Consider the following 18864-nt stretch of genomic DNA (forward strand, 5'->3'; position numbering starts at 1 on the left):
AAGGAAGCCGAAATAGTTGTTGCTACCAAATAGCTTCTACTTTGCCGAGGGTTACGTTTTTCACTACTGCACCTCCCTGCCAATTCACCACAAGTTTATCATAGGGCTGGGTGGGGAAAACCACTTCGGTCATCACCAGCTCGCCTTCGTTGACGAAAACTTCAACGGATGAAGTATCAACAAATATCCGTATCGAGGCTGGGCGAGCGCCACTAAGCAGCTTCCCGACATGAGTAGCAGCAAAGCCCTTTTCAAAACCTACCAGTCCGGATTTTGCCCTGTCGATTGAAACCACTGAATCTGAAAAATCAATCAACACAACTTCATCAGTGCCATTGCCCAGGCTGATTGAAAGACCACCAAAGCTGGTGCCATCCAACTCCATGTCAATCGCTACCAGAGCATCAGTAAGCTCAATTGCCTGACCATTTTCTGGTTGGAAAGATCTCCCACTACCAACAATGTTTCCAACCTCCGCTACCGGGAAGTTGGTCAATGCAAGCTCGCCTCCGACCTGCTTTAGCTTAAGTTCTCGTGGCAAAGTCATAGCACTTCTCCAGACTTCAGTAGGCACCACTTGTGCATATTGCCAGTTGCTCATCCAGCCGAGGAAAAGCCTTCTCCCATCTTCGGCAGGCACATCCGACCAGGTGACCCCGGCGTAATTGTCGGTGCCCTGGTCTACCCACCTCGTAGTCGGCATTTCCTCATCGGGCACAAACTGTTTGCCATCAAAACTTCCCACAAAATACTGTGTGGCCGACCCACCATTCGGTCCGCCGGGATTGATGCTCACCAGCAGCACCCATTTTTCTTCATCGCTATCCTCGACCTTCAGTTGAAAAAGATCGGGGCACTCCCAAACACCGCCGTGAGCTCCTAATTCTTTGCCGAAGTCACTTTCGAAAGCCCAGTTCTTCAAGTCAGGCGAGCTGTAAAAGCTAATGTGGTCGGCAACTGCCAGCGTCATGATCCATTTCCCGGCAGCGGCATTCCAGCTTACCTTGGGGTCACGGAAGTCACGAATTCCCTGGTTGGGAAGCACAGGATTTCTTTCATATTTAGTCCAGGTGCGGCCGTTATCAAGGCTAAAGGCTATTCCCTGGTATTGAAAATCCTCTCTACCCGCCTTTTCCATCACTGCATCGTGGTAGGTAAAAATGGCCACCATGGCTGGGTTGGTTTCAGTGCCAAAGCCAGCTGTGTTGTTCCAGTCCACCACAGCGCTTCCAGAAAAGATATAGCCGAGGCTGTCGGGATAGAGGGCAATAGGTAAGTGCTCCCACTTCACCATGTCCGGACTCACGGCATGCCCCCAGTGCATAGGCCCCCAAACGGTGCTGTCCGGGTAATACTGATAAAACAAGTGGTATTCACCCTCATAATACACCATCCCATTAGGGTCGTTCATCCAGTGGGCTTCAGGAGAGAAGTGGAACTGAGGACGGAATTTCTCCTGATAGAGTTTTACCTGAGGTTCTTTCATTGGCTTACTTTGACACGCTAGCAGGTACAGAAACACGCATAACAGGGAGGTTGTTTGAATGGCTTTCATAGGTGCCAATATCCGATTTTACAAGAAGATACTGAAATAAGTAGCCATTTTCATGAAAGTTTCGAATAGCCTCGAAGCCCCCGTCTACTTTTTTTGCAAAATCTGTATTGGGAAATCATTGCCGAAAGAGAAACTGGCCGGGTATTGTGACTTGCCTTTATACTCCTCTGATAGCGCTGGCACCCGCTGCTCAATATAAGAGCTCAACTCCCTGATGGTAATGATACCATCAGTCGAAGAAGCCATGTTTTTGCCTGACAGCCCTTCGAGGATGGAATAAGTAAAAACACCGTGCCCCAGTTGCTCAAATTCGGTGGCAAATTGCTCCGAGCCCGCAGCCGTAAGCCAAAAGGTACCAGTACTTCTGGCCAACTGCGCCAGGGCTTTCTCCTCAGCCGCTCCCCTGGTGGCAACTGTTTGCAACGCCCCGGCCGACTGACAAGCGTCGATAATAAAGACCTGCTTCTGGGCATTTATCTTCATCGAAAGCTCTTTCAGGTCAGCAGCCGAAACAGCCCTGTCTTTCAGGGTGCCAGTGTTCCCATACATTTGGGTGACGTCGTAAGGCACTAAATAAAATTCATTCTCTGCATCTTCCTCACTTACAGTGCCGTGGCCCGCATAGTAGAACACGAACAGGTCTTGCTCATTGATGTTCTTTGAAATCTTTGCAAAAGCTGCAAGAATACTCTCCTTAGTGACCTGGCTGTCGTAGAGCTCCGTCTTCTCCACTTTCGCAAACAAGTCCGTGCTGGAAGCATCCAGCTGCTTAGCCACACTCCTGGCGTCTGTTAAAGCGTAGTTTAGCTCATACTTTGGATTCTTGTATTTGTTGATCCCCACAATAAGCGCCACCAACTTGGGCTTGGCCTCCGCATTCGCCTGATACCTGACGATCAGTTTGGCTTTTTCTGACTCTATGCCTTCTTTGTTGACTGCCACGGCATAGAAGTAGTTTTCTTCTCCATAAGCATTGTTGAGGCTTGCAGTAAAATCAAAGTCGGTGCTGTTTCCCTGGCTTTTCTTGGTAGCTAGCAGCTTGGCATTGTGGTAGAGCCTCACCTCTGTGGTGTACTCCGGATGTTCGGTAATCTGCACCTTCAGTTCCAGACTCTTCTGGCTACTGCTGAGGGCCGAAGCGGAACTTCCTCTTGCATTTCCCCCCTGAGTCAACGTGATGGATGAAACATGCTCTATGTCTTGCTCCAACGTAGTACTGCTCTCCGAAATGGTAACTCCTGAAAGGATTTTGGCTAATAGATTGGGCGTGTAGTACTTATCAAAAGTGGCATCAAGACTCACCCGGCTTAGTAAATTTCGCTCCGTCCAGTAAATTTTTGAAATGGCTTCCAGGCTTCCATCGATCTGCCCCCCTCGGGACACAGTAACAAGATCGTCGTTGGCATCGGCGTAAATAAACCCTACGATCTCATTGGCTTCGGCATTGTAAATCTGAGTGACGTTGTTATTGCTATAGTTAATCAGAAAGCTTTTTCCGTCGTGCAGCGGATAAATTCTCTTTTTATCAACCCCCTGGTTGGCCGGTGCCATCATCAGCTTGACCTTGTCTCTCTTTGTGGAAAAGACTTTTTCTTTTGAAGAGATATCAAACACATCAAAACTGTAGTCGACACTGCTGCTCATCAGCAAGTTATCTTTGAGAACGGCTGACGTATAAAGCGAAACAGAAACCAGGTTAAGCTGGTCGTAGATTTTGTTGTATCGGTTGGCAGCCATTTGATACTCCCAAAAGGCGATCTTACCTGGTAAGCCTTCGCAAGAAATAATGCTCTTGCCGTCTACTGAATACTGAACAAAATGATAATAGGCTTTCCTAAGCTCCTCGACCACTTTGCCCGACTGAATGTCGTAAATAATCGCTGGCTCGGCCCCAAGGTATCCCGACTTAAAACTAGCGAGGATATTGCGGCCATTTGGGTCGAAATCCAGACCGCTTACATGATGCGATACGCCGCTGATTTTTTGAACCTGCTTCGCATTGTCCGAAAGGTTGTAAACATAAATTTCAGATCCCTCAGTGCCAACAGCCAGAAGATTGTCTGTGTAGCTAATTGCTACTCTGGTGATGTCCTTTGTCACATCAATTGCGGCCAGTTGCTCCCCATTTATGATGTTGAGAACCACAATGGAATTGCCCTCCACGCTAACAACCTCATTCTTTGACTGACTAATTCTCAGGTCAAATGGCGATTGATGCACACCCTTGAATGTCCTGACCGTTTTCCCAGACACGGCATTTATCAGTTTAATCGTTTTATCATCGAAGGCAAATGCTATTAGTTGACCGTCGTTGGAAACAGTAAGGCTGTTTTGCTTCGAGTGAACCTGCTCTTCATCATAGGTCAGCCGTAATTTGTCGACGGTGGTTTGAGCAAGCAATGACCCCAAAGAAATGGCTAAAAAAGCGAGGCAGACGGACAGTTTCATCAGGACGTATTTTGAGGATTTCTTATCTCTTTAGCTGCTCCGCCAGCACGGCTATTCCCTCTTCAAAACTGTGAGGGTTGTAGCCAAGCACCTCCTTTGCCTTGTCCAGCACAAAACCCGTCTTTGGCGGACGTTTGGCTGGCTGGCTGAATTTAGAGCCATCCGTTTCATTGATCAGCGACTTATCAAGACCAAAATAATCGGCAGTGGCAATGGCCATTTGATAAGGATTCATAAAGTCTTTGCCAGAAATATTAAAAACACCCTTAGCTTTTTTCTTCGCAATGAGGTAGCAACCCATGGCGAGGTCTTCTGCCAGCGTGGGGGTTCTCCATTGGTCATTCACCACGTTGATGGTTTTGCCGTCCTCAAGGCTTTTCTTTACCCACAAAATAATATTGCTCCGGCTCATGTCGAAAGCTATACCATACACCAACACTGTGCGGGCCATGGCCCAGTCTATTTTGCCAGCCATCACAGCCTTTTCCGCTGCCAGCTTACTATCGCCATAGTAGCTCACCGGGTTAGCTTTGGCCTCCTCGCTATAAGGTCCATCCTCCCCGTCAAAAATAAAGTCCGTTGAAAGGTGCAAAAGAAATGCGCCACTAGCCTCACAGGCTTTTACTATGTTTTCAACCGCCGTTACATTTTGTAACCAGCAGCCCTCCTTATCAGTTTCGCACTGATCCACGTTGGTCATGGCAGCAGTGTGAATGACCACTTCCGGTTTTTCAGTAGTGATGACTTTTAGTGTCTCCGCAGCATTGGTAATATCCATCGACTGGTACCGGATACCTTCTAGCGGAATCCTGCTGGCTCCTCTGCCAGTGGCAAGAAAGTCTTCGCCTTTTTCTCTAAGAAGTACAACCAGCTTTTGGCCCAGCAAGCCATTGGCTCCGGTGATCAGTATAGACATAGCTTATTCATTATATTGAATACCGTATTTCTTTGTCAGCTCCTTTTTGGGCACTTCTTCTACCTCTATAGTCATGTATACTTCAACAGCAGGCACTGTCTGCACGGTTTTGACTGCTGCAATTTTATCCACAACATCTAATCCTTCCACCACCTGGCCAAAAACGGTATACTCGTCGTCGAGATGGGGTGCCCCGCCTATCGTTGTGTAAGCCTCTACCCTTTCAGGTGAGAAAGTTTTCTCAACGTAAATATCAGTAGTGACCTTTTCCTTAACAAGCGGAATAAGGCTTTGTACTTCGGCTGTATAGGCATCAAAATTTCCCGTCTTCCTTCCCTCCATATAGAGCTCAGTCAGTCTGTTTTTCACCTCAACCTGTGTAGAATCTTCCAGGAGCTTTCTGATAGCCATTCCGAGTTTTTCCTGGTCGATTTTCAGGGCTTCCTCAGATTCATAAACCGTTCCCTGCACAATGTAAAACTGGTTGCCGCTTGACGCCCTGTCAGGGTTCACTTCGTCTGGCTGTCGGGCCGCAGCCAATGCGCCTTTTTTATGAAAATACCTGGGTACAAACTCGGCAGGGACAGTATACTCTGGCTCTTTTTTATCCCGGGACTTTTTGCGGTTGATATCACCCCCCTGTATCATAAAATTATTCATGACACGGTGGAAAATTGTGCTGTCGTATTTACCATTCTCTGCCAGCTTCAAAAAGTTTGCCTTGTGCTGTGGTGTCTCGTCATACAATACCGCCTTCATGTCACCGTATGGCGTGTGTATTGTCACAAGATAGTCCTTGTTTCCACGGCAGGACGTAATCAACACCACAAACGAAAGTGCCCAAAATAACTGCTTCACTCTGCTCATTTCTTAAGTTGCATTTTAATCTCTTTCAATATAGCATCTCCTCCCTTGTCAAGAAGTCTTTCCGCCAACTTTTTGCCAAGCGCCCGTGCGTCAGCAACTTTTCCTGTAATACCGTCCTGCACAATCCTTTTTCCATTTAGGCTAATGATACCCCCTTTGATCTTAAGTCTGTCCTCATGTAAAGTAGCCAGCCCAAATACGGGAATGCTACAGCCTCCTTCCAGCGTTTCCAAAAAAGCCCTTTCAGCTATGAGCCTGGCTGCGGTATTTTGGTGGTTGACAGCATCTGCAATGGCTTTTTTGATCATTGGGTCAAGAGAAGCACTTGCCTCCACAGCTACCGAGCCCTGACCAACGGCCGGTACAAATAAATCTGTGTCGAGCACCTGAGCAATTTTATCAGCAAGCCCCATGCGGTGAACGCCAGCGTATGCCAGCAAAAGTGCATCGCAGTGGCCTTCTTCCATTTTGCGAAAGCGGGTTTGAAGGTTTCCCCTCACTTCCACCGTTTTGATGTGTGGGAAATAGTGCTTCAACACGGCCACTCTGCGGGTGGAAGATGTGCCCACCACAATCGGTGTTTCTCTGTCTTCGAGCGAGATCCCATTTTTGTGGCTTACCAGTACATCATTGACTCTTTCCCGCTCAGTAAAGGCGATAATTTCAAAGCCCCTGGGCAGGCTCGACTGCATGTCTTTGGCGCTGTGAACGGCAATATGCACACTTCCGCTGGCCAGCTGCTCTTCCAGTTCCTCAGTAAAAACCCCTTTGCTGCCAATTTTGGCAATAGAAACGTCAAGGACTTTATCGCCCTTTGTTTCGATGGTAACCAGCTCGGTAGCAAGGCCCTCTTTGTTCAGAAGCCCCGCAATATACTCAGCCTGCCACATGGCAAGTAAACTTCCTCTGGTTCCTATTTTTATTTTCTCCACAACAACTAGCTTTAATTTTTCTTTACTGTGCAATCTTCATCTTAAAAGAAAGGTTTTCTTCCCGCACATCCACCACAAACCCTTTTTTCAAAAACTTGCGACCCAAAAGTACTGGGAATTTCATGCCTGAACGATCAGTGAGCGAGAATTCTGTTCTGAACTTTTTGCCAAACAGCACCAGGCGTGTTTTGATGATCACTCTGTTTTCGATGTGTCCGGTTGAGCTTTTGATCTTCCGCTGGGTAAAATCACTTGTTTCAAATTTAGTACTGCCCTTCCTTCCAATGGTAGCCCCTGAAATCTGAAAACTGACTATCGGCGTGCCCTCCCTGTCACTTACTTTAATTCTCGAGCAGTGTAAGGCGGAGGTAAAAGCGCCAGTATCTACTTTGGCCTTGATATTGAAAAGATCCAGCTCCGGCAAGTCAATGATATCATTTCGCCCAATGGTATAGCTGCTCTTCATTCTCATTGGTATTGGATCACTCCTGTTCTTAGAAGCCCGGCCATTTGGAGTGACAAGTCCATAAACAAAATCCGTGGATTCGCATTTCGCTCCAGGTGATAAATAGAGTCGTTCAACAGCCTGGAAGCCGATTCAATGATGGGAAGGGATATCGACTTGGCAAATTTGCTGACAAACTCTTCCTCATGAGGCATCGTTCGTTGTAAGCTGGCCTCTCCGGCATTTACAATGAGCGACTCTCTGAAAATGGTAAGGCCGTATTCCAGCAAGCTTCGCTGAGCCATTTTCGACATGCCGTTGAACTTATCAGTGAGCCCGGCCATGCCCTCAAAATCCGACGACCAGCAAATCCGCATCCACTCTCTGAAAATGGTCGTCGACTCGTCTTCAACCTCGTTGAGCAGGCTCAACGCCAGGTTCATATTGCCGGCAGCCAGCCTGGCCACCGACTGCGCTTTTGCAGCGTCCACTTCGGCCGTTTTTACAAGATAGTCCGCCACTTCGTCATCGGTGAAGCCCCTGATACTTACCAGTTGTGTCCGACTGATAATGGTGTTGATGATGGCTTCATAGTTATTGGAAATGAAGAAGAAAAAGGTGTTTTCCGGCGGCTCCTCCACTATCTTCAGCAAGGCGTTCGCCGCTTGAACATTCATCTTCTCCGGTTGCCAAATGAGCATGGCCTTGTACCTACCCTCAAAGGCTTTCAACGACAGCGCACTAATAATTTGGCGGCTTTCTTCTCTGTAAATAATTGCCTGCTTGCTCTCCGCTCCAAAATGGCGAGTCCAGTCCAGCAGATTGCCATAGGGCTGTTCGACGAGAAAAGGCCTCCACCACTTCAGGTAGTTTTTACAAACAACCTCCTTGAAGTCTTTATTGGGAATGTCTGCAATGGGAAAGGCGAAGGTGACGTCTGGATGAACCAGCTTAGCCATTTTGCTGCATGAAGGACATGCGCCGCAGGAGTCGGTGTCGCCTGGCTTGTCACAGTTGATGTACGTAATAAAGGCCAGGGCCAAAGAAAGGTTGGCACTGCCTTCCGGGCCGTTGAAAAGCTGGGCATGCGCCATGTGATTCTTTTGCACCGACGCTATCAATCTCGACTTCTCGTCTATTAGTCCTGGTATGTCTCTAAATTGCATCTATTCTTCCTCCCACGACCTGAATTTAGCTGACCTTTCGAACACTTCCATCAATATTGCCCTTTCTGTTTCGTCCAAAGGCATTTTTCTTCTTTCCAGCACTCTGCTGGCGGTATCAAGTGCCTGCTCAATTCTGTAGGTAGCAAAGCCTTCTGAGCCGCCCCAGGCAAACGAGGGAACAAATGACTTGGGAAACCCACCGCCAAAAATATTGGCACTTACGCCAACTACCGTCCCTGTGTTGAACATGGTGTTAATGCCACATTTTGAATGGTCGCCCATCAGTAAGCCACAAAACTGCAATCCTGAGTCAACAAATGCCTCATCCGGAAAGCTCCATACCTTCACATTGGCATAGTTATTTTTGAGGTTGGAAGCGTTTGTATCGGCACCCAGATTGCACCACTCACCTAAAACAGCATTGCCCAAATAGCCGTCGTGGCCTTTGTTGCTATTGCCAAAAAAAACAGCGTTGGAAACTTCGCCTGCTACCTTGCAATAAGGCCCTACGGTGGTGTTTTCACGGATAGCAGCCCCCATGCCAATGATCGAATGCTCGCTCATGGCAAAGGGCCCTCTTATCATGGCTCCCTCCATTATCTGAGCATTCTTTCCTATATAAACAGGCCCGGTTTCAGCGTTGATGATCGCACTCTTAATGGAGGCTCCAGGCTCTATGAAAACATTTTCACGATTGTAAACCCGGGTAAATGGGTCGGCAATATCTTCCGATATTCTACCAGCCGTGACCAAGTCGAAGTCGCTGCGAATCTGCACACCATTCCACTGAAAAATTCGCCAGGGACGATCGATCAAATGAACCTCGCCTTCAAAAACCACTTTTTTCTCCAACTTTAAGCTGGCAAGCTCACCGTATGGTATTTGGGCGGAAGAACGAAAAGCAGCGAGGTGATTGCCAACCATGAGCCCCTCACCTTCTCCGAGGTTAATAATAGCTTGAACAAGCTGCTCGGTAGGGCATAAGGCCCCATTGATATAGAAATTGTCAGAGGTGAAGTGGCTGGGAAATTTGGCAGACAAATAATCCTCTGTGAGAAACGACACTTTGTGCCCGGTAAGCTTCTGCCACTTCTCATTCACCTTTAATATACCTAGCCGTATGTCTGCCAACGGGCGTGTATAGGTGAAGGGTAAAAGCTGGAGGCGCAGAATAGGATCGTCGAAGAGAATAATATTCATGGCGCAAAAATAAAAAAGTCTTTAGGAACTAAGCATCCTAAAGACTTTTTGAACAAACTTCTTTTCAGAAGAGGTTTTGCTTATTTCTTATTTACATAGCGCTTGTTGAATTTCTCAACACGGCCAGCAGTATCCACAAACAGTTTCTTGCCGGTGTAAAACGGGTGTGAAGCTGAGCTCACTTCCACTTTCACTACGGGGTATGTCTTACCATCTTCCCACTTAACGGTCTCCTCAGAGTTCATTGTGGAGCGAGTAATAAAAGAATAGTCGCTTGAAGTGTCCTGAAATACCACTTCTCTGTATTCTGGATGTATGTCTTTTCTCATTTTGAAAGTCTTTTAAGGAACTGATTCCTAAATCGGACGGCAAATATAACAAAAGCTTTTTTTTGCTCCAATTGTGAACGGCAAATATTTACCTTTGATGTTTAATAATCAGTCATTTGAGTCTATCCACATTCATAGAATTGGTCAACAAGAAGGGGAAAGATAGGGTTCCATTCTTTTTTGTGGTCGACTTTGAGCTGCAGAAACCGAAAGTTTGGGACGTTGACTCACTCATTGACGAAAATATCCTGTTCAACTTCGAAGGGTTTTCCAATCACCAGAAAAAAGAGGCTATCTCTGTCCACGCCGAAAAAATATATCCGGCTTTTGAAACATATGAAAAGGCTTTTAATCATGTTTACCAGCATTTGCAAGCCGGCAATTCCTTTTTAGTGAATCTTACCGCCAAAACTGAGCTCATTACATCGGCTAGCCTACCCGACATCTATCACGCCTCATCCGCCAAATACAAAATGTTCTACAAAGGCGAGTGGGTAGTTTTTTCCCCAGAGACTTTTGTGAGAATTTCAGGAAATACTATTGAAACCTGCCCTATGAAAGGCACAATTGATGCTGATTTGCCTGGGGCGGCAGCTAAACTGCTCAACGACCCAAAAGAGCTTGCTGAGCATGTAACGGTTGTAGATCTTCTGAGAAACGATTTAAGCAGGGTGAGTAACAACGTGCAGGTGGAAAAGTTCAGGTATATAGAAGATCTCCGAACCAACAGCAAGCACCTACTTCAAACCAGCTCAAAAATTACAGGCAGATTGCCAGTCGGATATGAGGCAAATCTGGGAGAAATTATCATGGAACTGTTGCCAGCCGGGTCTATTTCTGGTGCTCCTAAGCCAATGACCTGCCAGGTCATAAGAGAAGCTGAGGGAGAAAAAAGAGGCTACTATACTGGTGTTGCCGGATATTTCGATGGGCTCAGCTTGAACAGCTGTGTGCTGATCCGCTACATAGAAAAGGCTGGCGATCAATTTTTTTACCGAAGCGGCGGCGGCATCACAGCTCAAAGCCATGCGCAGCAAGAATACCAGGAACTAATCGACAAGGTGTATGTGCCTACTATTGGAGTCTATCAAAATAGCTAACGGACAGCCCCAAAATCTGTCGTGCCATCAGCGGCGGCTCGATGCAAGTCGGCGGGAAGTTTTCGGGTCACAACTGCTGCCGATCAACCTTCAGGAAGTACTTGATACTTCCCAATTAGACAACGCCACTATTTATAAGGCGAGGGTAATTTATGGTGAAGAGCTTAACAAAGTCGAAATAGAGCCCTATTCTGTCAGACCGACCCAATCGATAAGAGTAGTGGAAGCAATCCACCTCGACTACCGTCATAAGTATGCCGACCGGTCAGCTATCAATACACTTTTCAACCAAAGAGGCGCTGCAGATGACATATTGATCGCCCGAAATGGCCTCCTTACCGACTGCAGCTATGCCAATGTTTGCTTTTGGGATGGATCGAAATGGCACACTCCTTCGGAACCCCTGCTGGCTGGCACCAAAAGATCGTCACTGCTTGAAAAAGGCCTGATCTCCGAACGAAAAATAGCCGTCAACGACATTAAATACTTTGAATCCGTCACACTCATCAACGCCATGCTTGACCCGGGCACAATTGTGCTACCAGCGAGCAAGCTCATTTATTAACCAGATAAACCTGTTATTTTAGCGGCTGCATGCAAAAACAATTAGCTTTTGTCTTTCTTCTATCTTGCCTGGCTCTAACAAAGTCGTTTGCACAAAGCGCCAATGCGCCGCTGTGGAGCGACTACTACCACATGCTTGACCGGTACGAGATCAAAAGCGGCAAGATGCACGATAGCTATTTCAGCTCTTTCAAACCCGTACAGCGCCAGTCGGTAGCTGCTTTTACCGACTCGGTGTCCAGCCTGGGCGTTTTTGAGAGTTCGTCTGACAAGTTCAACGAAAAATACCTTCGACAGGACAACTGGGAGTTCTTTACCGACAGCCTGGAAGCGGCACCCACCAGCAAAAAACCCATCCTAAAATATTTCTACAGAACATCATCCGATGCCTTTCACGTGCGGGAAGATGGTATTGACCTTCATGTTAGCCCTGTTTTTCAGTTTGATGTGGGCCACGACCCAAATTCTCCCTCAACACCATTTATCAACACCCGTGGTATAGTAGTTAGGGGCAGAATCGACGAAAAGTTGGGCTTCTACACCTATCTGACAGAGAATCAGGCAGTGTTTCCGGCCTACACGCAGCGTTGGATCGATCGCTGGCACGTGGTGCCCAACGAAGGCTTCTGGAAGCGATTTGGAGAAGCCGGAACCGACTATATTACTGCCAATGGGTATTTAACTTTTAGTCCCACAAAACACATCCATTTGCAGGCAGGCCACGATAAACTCTTTGTGGGCAACGGCATGCGGTCGATGTTTCTTTCCGACTTTTCGAACAACTACTTTTTCCTTCGGTTCAATGCGAAGATCTGGAAGTTCAATTATACCAATGTTATCGCCCGGCTCAAGGCAGATGTTTTCTACTACAACGACGGGCTGCTGGGCACTAAGGAATTTCCCAACAAAAACCTGGTGATGCACCAGCTCAACTGGCAGGTCACCAAAAACTTTAACGTGGGCCTGTTTGAGGCAGTCATGTTTTCGCCAGAAGATTCGTTACGTACCGGCTCCTTCGATCCCAACTACTTGAACCCATTTATCTTTTACCGGGGTCTTGAGCAGCAGCTTGGCAGCCCCGACAATGTGCTTGTGGGCTTTGATGCCAAATGGAATTTCGCCCACCACTTTTCGGCTTATGGGCAATTCCTGCTGGATGAACTATCGTTTACCAACCTAAAAAACAGGACAGGCTGGTGGTCGAACAAATACGCCTATCAACTTGGTTTGAAATGGGTGGATGTGGGCAACGTCTCCAATCTCGACGTTCAGCTTGAGCACAACTACGCACGGCCCTACACATACGCCCATCAAAGCAGCTACACCAGCTTCACTCACTACCGGCAGCCGCTCGCCAACCCACTGGGAGCAAATTTCAAAGAATGGGTGGCTGTGCTAAGGTATCAACCAATTGGAAAGCTTCAGCTCACTGCCAGGGCAATGCTTGCTTCCCAGGGAGAGGATACACTGGCATCGAACTGGGGGCGAAACCCACTGCTGCCCTACGCAACTTTCGAGCGGGAATTCGGAAACTTCACTGGCCAGGGAGTAGCTACAAAAATCAATCTGGTTGGCTTGCAGGCCAGCTATCAGTTGCTCCACAATCTTTTCATCGATGCCAGGTTCATTTACCGCAAAGAGCAACAAGAAAGTATTTCGCTGCGTAACAATGATCAGTTCTTTGGTTTTGGCATCCGGCTCAATACCGACACAAAACATCATTATTTCTAATTGACACCATTACACTCTACCTTTGCGCCCTCACTTCAAGTAGTTGAATGAAAACCTATTTCAGACTTCTTTCTTTTGCCCGCCCTTTCGGGAAGTTTATCCCTACCTATATATTGGTCACCATTCTTCAGGTGGCTTTCAGTCTTGTGAACTTTGCCGTCCTCATCCCTCTGTTGGAAATTCTCTTCGATCAGATAGAGCCGGAAAAGCTGGAGAACCTTAAACGTCTTCCTGAATTCACAATTAGTGTGGATTATTTCAAATCGCTTTTCTACTATCATTTTTCTGGCTTCATCGAAACTGCCGGAAAAAGTGGCGCCCTTAAATTTGTATGCGCAGTCATTGTGGTTTCCGTGTTCCTCTCTAATTTGTTCAGGTATCTCTCAGCGGTAATGCTGGCAAAAATAAGGGCGCTGGTCATTAAGAACCTCCGCAGCCTGGTATACGAGCGTATTCTTGCTTTCCCTGTAAGCTTTTTTACTGAGCGTAGAAAAGGAGACATTACCAGCCGTGTGACCAACGATGTGCAGGAAGTAGAACACTCGGTGGTTAGTACTTTGAAGGTGCTGTTCAAAGAGCCAGCCATGATCATAGGCTATTTCGCTGTGCTCTTCAGCATGTCTGTAGAACTCACCTTGTACACAATGCTGCTTCTGCCTATTTCCGGCGGTCTTATCGCAGGCATTGCCAGGCGACTCAAAAAGCGGGCACATCAAAGCCAACAGGCTTTGGGAAATATCAACAACATCCTTGATGAGAGTATCGGCGGCATTCGGATTATCAAGGCGTTCACTGCTACCAAGTTTGTGTTCCAAAAGTTTATCAAAGAGGTTCAATACTATGCCAGAAAAAATGTATCCATCGCAAGACGGTACGAAATGGCCGGCCCAATTTCAGAGTTCCTCGGGGTCTCCGTTGTCGCTGGCCTGCTTCTTGTTGGTGGCAACCTTATCTTGGAGGACAATTCTACCCTCACACCGTCCGAGTTTCTAGCCTTTCTTATCATATTTTCACAGATACTGCCCCCTGCAAAGGCCATGTCTGCTTCATTCAGCAATATCCAAAGGGGGCTGGCAGCAGGCGAAAGAATCTTCGAGGTTATCGATACTCATTCCGCCATCACCGATGCTCAAAACTCTACGGTGCTTCCATCTTTTAGTACGTCAATCGAATTTAAAAATGTATCGTTTGCCTACGAAAAAGACCTGGTACTGAAAAATATCAACCTGAGTATCCCAAAAGGAAAAACAGTAGCGCTTGTCGGCCCGTCCGGAGGCGGAAAATCCACTCTTTCGGATCTTATTCCGAGGTTTTACGACCCCAATGAAGGAGAGGTATGCATCGATGGCAAACCGCTGACCTCCTACACCATGGACTCCATTCGCAAGCAGATGGGCATTGTTACCCAGGAGTCCATTCTCTTTAACGACACGGTGTTGAATAATATCGCCTTTGGCGTAGCCGATGCTGATGAGGAAAAAGTAATAGCTGCGGCCAAAATCGCCAATGCGCATGAGTTTATTGCTGAAATGCCTGAAGGGTATTATACAGAAATAGGAGACAGAGGCGTGAAACTCAGCGGCGGTCAGCGGCAAAGACTGAGCATTGCACGGGCTATTTTTAAAAATCCCCCAATCCTGATTCTCGACGAAGCCACTTCGGCGCTTGATTCGGAATCGGAGAAGCTGGTGCAGGAGGCCCTTACCAACCTGATGAAAAACCGCACGTCGGTAGTCATTGCCCACAGACTGAGCACCATACAAAATGCTGACCTTATTGTGGTATTGCAAAATGGCGAAATAGCTGAGCAGGGAACCCACAATGAACTGATTGCCAGGGCTGGTCTCTATTCGAGGCTGATCGAAATGCAGTCGTTTTAGAAAAATCTGTTATGCACAGCCTAAAAGAATAAAAACCCTGCTGACAGGGCCAGCAGGGTTATATTGTCATATCAACATATGACAAGCATCGACCTAATCAAAGTTTCTTCTACCTTCCGAAGTCAAGCTTGACAAATGAATGCTCCATATTTTGTAGCATCATTTCCCATAGCTGTTCGTAAGGCACAATTTCTATCTCTGCAAAGGCATCACCAGGTTCTGGCGTGCCCTTCAGTCTGTTGAAATATTTTTCCCCTTTCTTCGCCGCAATAGTTGGGTTGAAGCTGCTTTCCACCATAATGGTGATCAGCTTAAGGAACAGCTTCTCCCGCTGACTTTCCGGATTTTCATTGAGGTAGCGATAAATATACTTTTCTGTGTTTGGCAGCCTGGCCAGCGCAACGTCCAGTTTATCTTTCTTCATTAAATCGATAAACTCCAGGATCATAATGGCCACCATGAGCCCCTGCTTGTCTTGCGTATAAAAGGGCAGCTTTTGATAAATCTTCGAGAAATCGAGCACATCCTCCACGTCCCTATTTGGCATAAGAAAGAACAAGTAGGCTTTGTACAACTCCCACCTCTCTTTTGCCCTTTGCGAAATCTTTTCCATGTGCGGGTTTCTATAGGCCTGACCGATCAAATCATCCGCCAACTCGTAGTTTCCGCTATGCAGCGCCATCAAGAAGTAGTTCTCCATATGAGAAAACCAATTCCTGGATGAACGACCAATATGTTCTAACCCCGATTTGGCGTAGATCATGCCATTTTTGTAATCCTTCGCTCTGAGGTATGCATATGTTTTGATGAAAACATTATACCTCATATCAAACCTAAGCGGATTAATGGCACCACTGTTCACCATCCGTTCTGCTTCACCGGTAATTTCAAGAATACCTTCGAATTCAGCAAGCAGCTCATTCGACCTGATTTTCAGCCTATAGTATCTTTCAAATACATTAAATGACTTACTTTTCTCCCAAAGACTCTTCAATTGTTGCACCGACTTCAAAGTCGAGTCGAGGTGAGTCTTTCTGGAATGAACTGACTTTTGAAGTTGCAATTTCTTCATGCAGAAGATACTCTCAGCTTCTTCCTCTATTCTGAGCAATTCCTCATACTTCTTAATTCTACCCAGGGTCTTTCTGAGGTGATTGGGCCGACACAACTCTGAATAAATCAACCTCAACATCCTAAGTCCAGATAAAGTCAACTCTGTAAATTCCGACTCTCTGGAGATGGCAAGTGCCTTATTCACGTGCTTCTCAGCCAAATCATATTCACCCTCTTTAAACAATACTTTCGCTCGGAATATGTAACTGTGACATTCCTGCTCGTAAGGGAATCCGATGTTTACTTTAGAGTCGTTGAAATCGACAAAATAAAGTAAGTTATAGAGCTTGTACCTCAGGCGTGACTTGAGCATTCGGAAGCGCTGGTCGGTGGAGTCCGATTCATACATGCCCAAAGAAGCTTCATCATCTGTATTGTATAGTCCTTTTTGAATCCCATTAAAAAGCTGTTGTTCCTTGCTCGGGTTTTCATCATGACTAATAACATCAATCAGAGATACATTTTTCTTTACCCTTGTTGTTATAATCCTTACTAATTTTTTTATCTCATCCATTTCAATACAATTACTTACTTGCCAAATACTCCCTAGGTTAATATTTACACTACTAGAACTACATTTTGTTATAGTTACGTCAAGTTACAAAGTGTCAGTTTTTTTTCCAAAGCGCAGCCACATCTTCGTGCCATACAATTTTAAACATTTAAATCGCTTGACCTATGGCACAGTATGTTTTCTTTATGATTCTATCTTTAGGGCTTTATTTTTCCGCTCCTAAAACAACCACTTCCAACATTTCAAAAAAGCCAAAGAAATCACTCCACATCATTAAAACTGACGGTGGAGACGACACTTGGGGAGACGGTGGAAAATAATCCAATATATTACTAATAATCATTTCTCAGGTTTAAATTAGCTCCTCTTTGAGGGGCTTTTTTTATGAATCAGAAACTAAGGTTATTAGGTTGCTTTCTACTCTTTCTAGCTGGGTGCAATTCGCAGGTTGACGACCCTTCGCAATTGAGGATCCAAATCAATAGATTTCCGGAAAGCTTTTCACCCATCAAAACAAACGAGTTCGATGGGATTATATTTCAATTTTTAAGCGAAAGAGATTCGACGGATAAGATAGTCTCAAATTTAGCGGAACTTTCTGAAAAAATAGCTATAAATGACACAATTAGTTTATTCGGCTTTACACTAAAGAGCTCAGCCAAATGGGTAAATGGCGTTCCTGTATCAAAAGAAGACGTGTTTTTTACCTTAAAACTCAATAAATGCAGGCTCAGAAGCGGCATTTCTTCAGGAAGCTTTCATTTAGATGCCATCAAAGCTTTTTACCCAGACTCTTCCAACGCCCGGTTTTTTCAGCTCGAAACGCATGGCAACCCGGAATATAGCAGGTCAGTAGCCGGAGATTTCCTTGTCATGCCCGAAAACATTTTTGACCCTCAAAAAACACTGAGAGATTATAGCCTGGAAGAGATAGGTAGCTTTAACGAGGACAACGCCCCGGATGATGTAAAAAAATACTTCGAGGCCTTCAATGGCATTGCCCCTTACGATTCCGTCTACTTCAAAGGCTCAGGCCCTTATCAAATCGAGAGCTATTATCCTGACCAAAACATTAGCCTGGCACTGACCGAAACAAAGAAAGAGAAGCTGCCCTCACAGTTCCAATTGGCAGATAAGATCAACTATGTGATGATTACTGATCCCACGGCTGCCAGATTTGCTCTGCAAAACAATGAAGTAGACGTTATCACCCAGGTTCCCGCCACAGAGTTTGTTCAGCTGGAAGCCTTTAACAAAACCTCAAACACGCTTAATCTCTACAGACAAGCCGGATTCAAGTTTGTGTTTTTTGGCTTTAATACCCGTCGGCCAAAATTTAGCAGCAAGGACGTGAGAATTGCTCTTTCCCATATTATTGACGTTCAGGGCATTATCGACGCAGTGCGCCTTGGTTATGCTGAGCCTACCGTCGGGCCAGTAAACCCGGTGTTGTCGGATCTGTACAACGACGACATTAGCGTCTACAATTACAACCCAGACCAAAGCAAGGTGCTTCTTGAAAAATCAGGATGGAACTTCGACGGGAATAACTGGAAAAATGATGCTGGAGAAACGCTTGATTTCGAACTCACTTACAATGGAACAAATCCGGATTATCAAAAAATAGCGCTGATTGTGCAAAGCGAGGCAAAGAAAATAGGCGTGCAGGTAAATCTGGCGCCGGAGGAGTCAGGCACGCTTTTAAAAAGGCTGCGATCGCACCAGTTTGACGCTGTGCTTTACTCATTTGTCGGCTCGCCACGGGCCTATGATTACTCACCGTTGTTCCACACTGCGTCGGCTGCTCCGGGTAAGATGAATTTCTCTGGCTTTGGAACTGATGAAAGCGACCAGGAAATTGAAAAAGCAATCTTATCCACCTCTAGAGAGGAAATGGCTGTTCATTTGAAAAAATTGCAACAAATTCTGCACGAAGAGCGACCTATAGTCTTTCTTTATTTTGAACAAAGCCTCATAGCAACGTCGAAGAGGTTTCCTCGTTTAAACATTAGTTATTATCGTCCTGGGTACGATCCAGTTGGATTCTACCAGACACGCTAGTCCTGAAATTGAAGTATATCGATTTTTTGTTTGTTCACTCATT

Annotated in this window: 16 protein-coding genes; 6 read left to right on the forward strand and 10 right to left on the reverse strand. The window is 46.1% G+C overall.

Annotated features, from left to right (window positions below):
* Window positions 1–22 precede the first annotated feature (22 nt).
* The 9 genes from RIF36_RS05975 to RIF36_RS06015 form a co-directional block, all read right to left on the reverse strand.
* Entirely contained in the window at window positions 23–1486 is a 1464-nt protein-coding gene (locus RIF36_RS05975; RefSeq protein WP_350126285.1) for a glycoside hydrolase family 32 protein, read from the reverse strand.
* A 153-nt stretch (window positions 1487–1639) separates the two neighbouring features.
* Window positions 1640–4003: a caspase family protein gene (locus tag RIF36_RS05980; protein ID WP_350126288.1), complete on the reverse strand. Its 2364-nt coding sequence runs from the start codon at window positions 4001–4003 to the stop codon at window positions 1640–1642.
* A gap of 22 nt (window positions 4004–4025) precedes the next feature.
* Window positions 4026–4919, reverse strand: a complete 894-nt coding sequence (locus RIF36_RS05985; protein WP_350126290.1) for an SDR family oxidoreductase — start codon at window positions 4917–4919, stop codon at window positions 4026–4028.
* A gap of 3 nt (window positions 4920–4922) precedes the next feature.
* A complete protein-coding gene (locus RIF36_RS05990; RefSeq protein WP_350126293.1) occupies window positions 4923–5786 on the reverse strand; it encodes a peptidylprolyl isomerase in 864 nt (287 codons plus the stop codon).
* Complete coding sequence (gene hemC, locus RIF36_RS05995) at window positions 5783–6718, reverse strand: hydroxymethylbilane synthase (RefSeq protein WP_350126296.1); 936 nt, start codon at window positions 6716–6718, stop codon at window positions 5783–5785. Before hemC ends, RIF36_RS05990 begins: the two co-directional genes overlap by 4 nt.
* A gap of 22 nt (window positions 6719–6740) precedes the next feature.
* A complete protein-coding gene (locus RIF36_RS06000; RefSeq protein WP_350078423.1) occupies window positions 6741–7184 on the reverse strand; it encodes an ATP-dependent zinc protease family protein in 444 nt (147 codons plus the stop codon).
* Window positions 7185–7186: 2 nt separating this feature from the next.
* On the reverse strand, window positions 7187–8329 hold the full coding sequence (locus tag RIF36_RS06005; protein ID WP_350126299.1) for a DNA polymerase III subunit: 1143 nt from the start codon (window positions 8327–8329) through the stop codon (window positions 7187–7189).
* Complete coding sequence (locus tag RIF36_RS06010; RefSeq protein WP_350126302.1) at window positions 8330–9529, reverse strand: GlmU family protein; 1200 nt, start codon at window positions 9527–9529, stop codon at window positions 8330–8332. It lies immediately after the preceding gene.
* A gap of 80 nt (window positions 9530–9609) precedes the next feature.
* A complete protein-coding gene (locus RIF36_RS06015; RefSeq protein WP_350095647.1) occupies window positions 9610–9858 on the reverse strand; it encodes a type B 50S ribosomal protein L31 in 249 nt (82 codons plus the stop codon).
* A 116-nt stretch (window positions 9859–9974) separates the two neighbouring features.
* Here RIF36_RS06015 and RIF36_RS06020 point away from each other — a divergent pair, with 116 nt between their 5' ends.
* The 4 genes from RIF36_RS06020 to RIF36_RS06035 are packed head-to-tail and all read left to right on the forward strand — an operon-like array spanning window position 9975 to window position 15133.
* Window positions 9975–10958: an aminodeoxychorismate synthase component I gene (locus RIF36_RS06020; RefSeq protein WP_350126305.1), complete on the forward strand. Its 984-nt coding sequence runs from the start codon at window positions 9975–9977 to the stop codon at window positions 10956–10958.
* Window positions 10924–11523, forward strand: a complete 600-nt coding sequence (locus RIF36_RS06025) for an aminotransferase class IV (protein WP_350126308.1) — start codon at window positions 10924–10926, stop codon at window positions 11521–11523. The genes RIF36_RS06020 and RIF36_RS06025 overlap by 35 nt, the downstream gene beginning before the upstream one ends.
* 29 nt (window positions 11524–11552) lie before the next feature.
* A complete protein-coding gene (locus RIF36_RS06030) occupies window positions 11553–13253 on the forward strand; it encodes a hypothetical protein (protein WP_350126311.1) in 1701 nt (566 codons plus the stop codon).
* A 47-nt stretch (window positions 13254–13300) separates the two neighbouring features.
* The gene (locus RIF36_RS06035; RefSeq protein ID WP_350126314.1) at window positions 13301–15133 is read left to right on the forward strand and encodes an ABC transporter ATP-binding protein; all 1833 of its coding nucleotides are present in this window, start codon (window positions 13301–13303) and stop codon (window positions 15131–15133) included.
* A 109-nt stretch (window positions 15134–15242) separates the two neighbouring features.
* Here RIF36_RS06035 and RIF36_RS06040 read toward each other — a convergent pair whose 3' ends face one another.
* Window positions 15243–16760, reverse strand: coding sequence for a hypothetical protein (locus tag RIF36_RS06040; protein WP_350126317.1), 1518 nt, complete (start codon window positions 16758–16760; stop codon window positions 15243–15245).
* A gap of 164 nt (window positions 16761–16924) precedes the next feature.
* On the opposite strand from RIF36_RS06040, the gene RIF36_RS06045 reads away from it, so the two are divergent.
* Both RIF36_RS06045 and RIF36_RS06050 read left to right on the forward strand, forming a co-directional pair.
* Window positions 16925–17080 (forward strand): hypothetical protein, encoded by a 156-nt coding sequence (locus tag RIF36_RS06045; RefSeq protein WP_350126320.1) that lies wholly within the window; start codon window positions 16925–16927, stop codon window positions 17078–17080.
* A gap of 64 nt (window positions 17081–17144) precedes the next feature.
* On the forward strand, window positions 17145–18821 hold the full coding sequence (locus RIF36_RS06050) for an ABC transporter substrate-binding protein (protein WP_350126323.1): 1677 nt from the start codon (window positions 17145–17147) through the stop codon (window positions 18819–18821).
* The last annotated feature ends 43 nt before the right edge of the window (window positions 18822–18864 follow it).

The organism is Imperialibacter sp. (assembly GCF_040222815.1).
Lineage (GTDB): Bacteria > Bacteroidota > Bacteroidia > Cytophagales > Cyclobacteriaceae > Imperialibacter.

Bases quoted from the DNA above. Each gene is read 5' to 3' on its own strand.
- RIF36_RS05975 (WP_350126285.1), bottom strand. From the start codon at position 1,486: ATGAAAGAACCTCAGGTAAAACTCTATCAGGAGAAATTCCGTCCTCAG.
- RIF36_RS05980 (WP_350126288.1), bottom strand. From the start codon at position 4,003: ATGAAACTGTCCGTCTGCCTCGCTTTTTTAGCCATTTCTTTGGGGTCA.
- RIF36_RS05985 (WP_350126290.1), bottom strand. From the start codon at position 4,919: ATGTCTATACTGATCACCGGAGCCAATGGCTTGCTGGGCCAAAAGCTG.
- RIF36_RS05990 (WP_350126293.1), bottom strand. From the start codon at position 5,786: ATGAGCAGAGTGAAGCAGTTATTTTGGGCACTTTCGTTTGTGGTGTTG.
- RIF36_RS06000 (WP_350078423.1), bottom strand. From the start codon at position 7,184: ATGAAGAGCAGCTATACCATTGGGCGAAATGATATCATTGACTTGCCG.
- RIF36_RS06005 (WP_350126299.1), bottom strand. From the start codon at position 8,329: ATGCAATTTAGAGACATACCAGGACTAATAGACGAGAAGTCGAGATTG.
- RIF36_RS06010 (WP_350126302.1), bottom strand. From the start codon at position 9,529: ATGAATATTATTCTCTTCGACGATCCTATTCTGCGCCTCCAGCTTTTA.
- RIF36_RS06015 (WP_350095647.1), bottom strand. From the start codon at position 9,858: ATGAGAAAAGACATACATCCAGAATACAGAGAAGTGGTATTTCAGGAC.
- RIF36_RS06025 (WP_350126308.1), top strand. From the start codon at position 10,924: ATGTGCCTACTATTGGAGTCTATCAAAATAGCTAACGGACAGCCCCAA.
- RIF36_RS06030 (WP_350126311.1), top strand. From the start codon at position 11,553: ATGCAAAAACAATTAGCTTTTGTCTTTCTTCTATCTTGCCTGGCTCTA.
- RIF36_RS06035 (WP_350126314.1), top strand. From the start codon at position 13,301: ATGAAAACCTATTTCAGACTTCTTTCTTTTGCCCGCCCTTTCGGGAAG.
- RIF36_RS06040 (WP_350126317.1), bottom strand. From the start codon at position 16,760: ATGGATGAGATAAAAAAATTAGTAAGGATTATAACAACAAGGGTAAAG.
- RIF36_RS06045 (WP_350126320.1), top strand. From the start codon at position 16,925: ATGGCACAGTATGTTTTCTTTATGATTCTATCTTTAGGGCTTTATTTT.
- RIF36_RS06050 (WP_350126323.1), top strand. From the start codon at position 17,145: ATGAATCAGAAACTAAGGTTATTAGGTTGCTTTCTACTCTTTCTAGCT.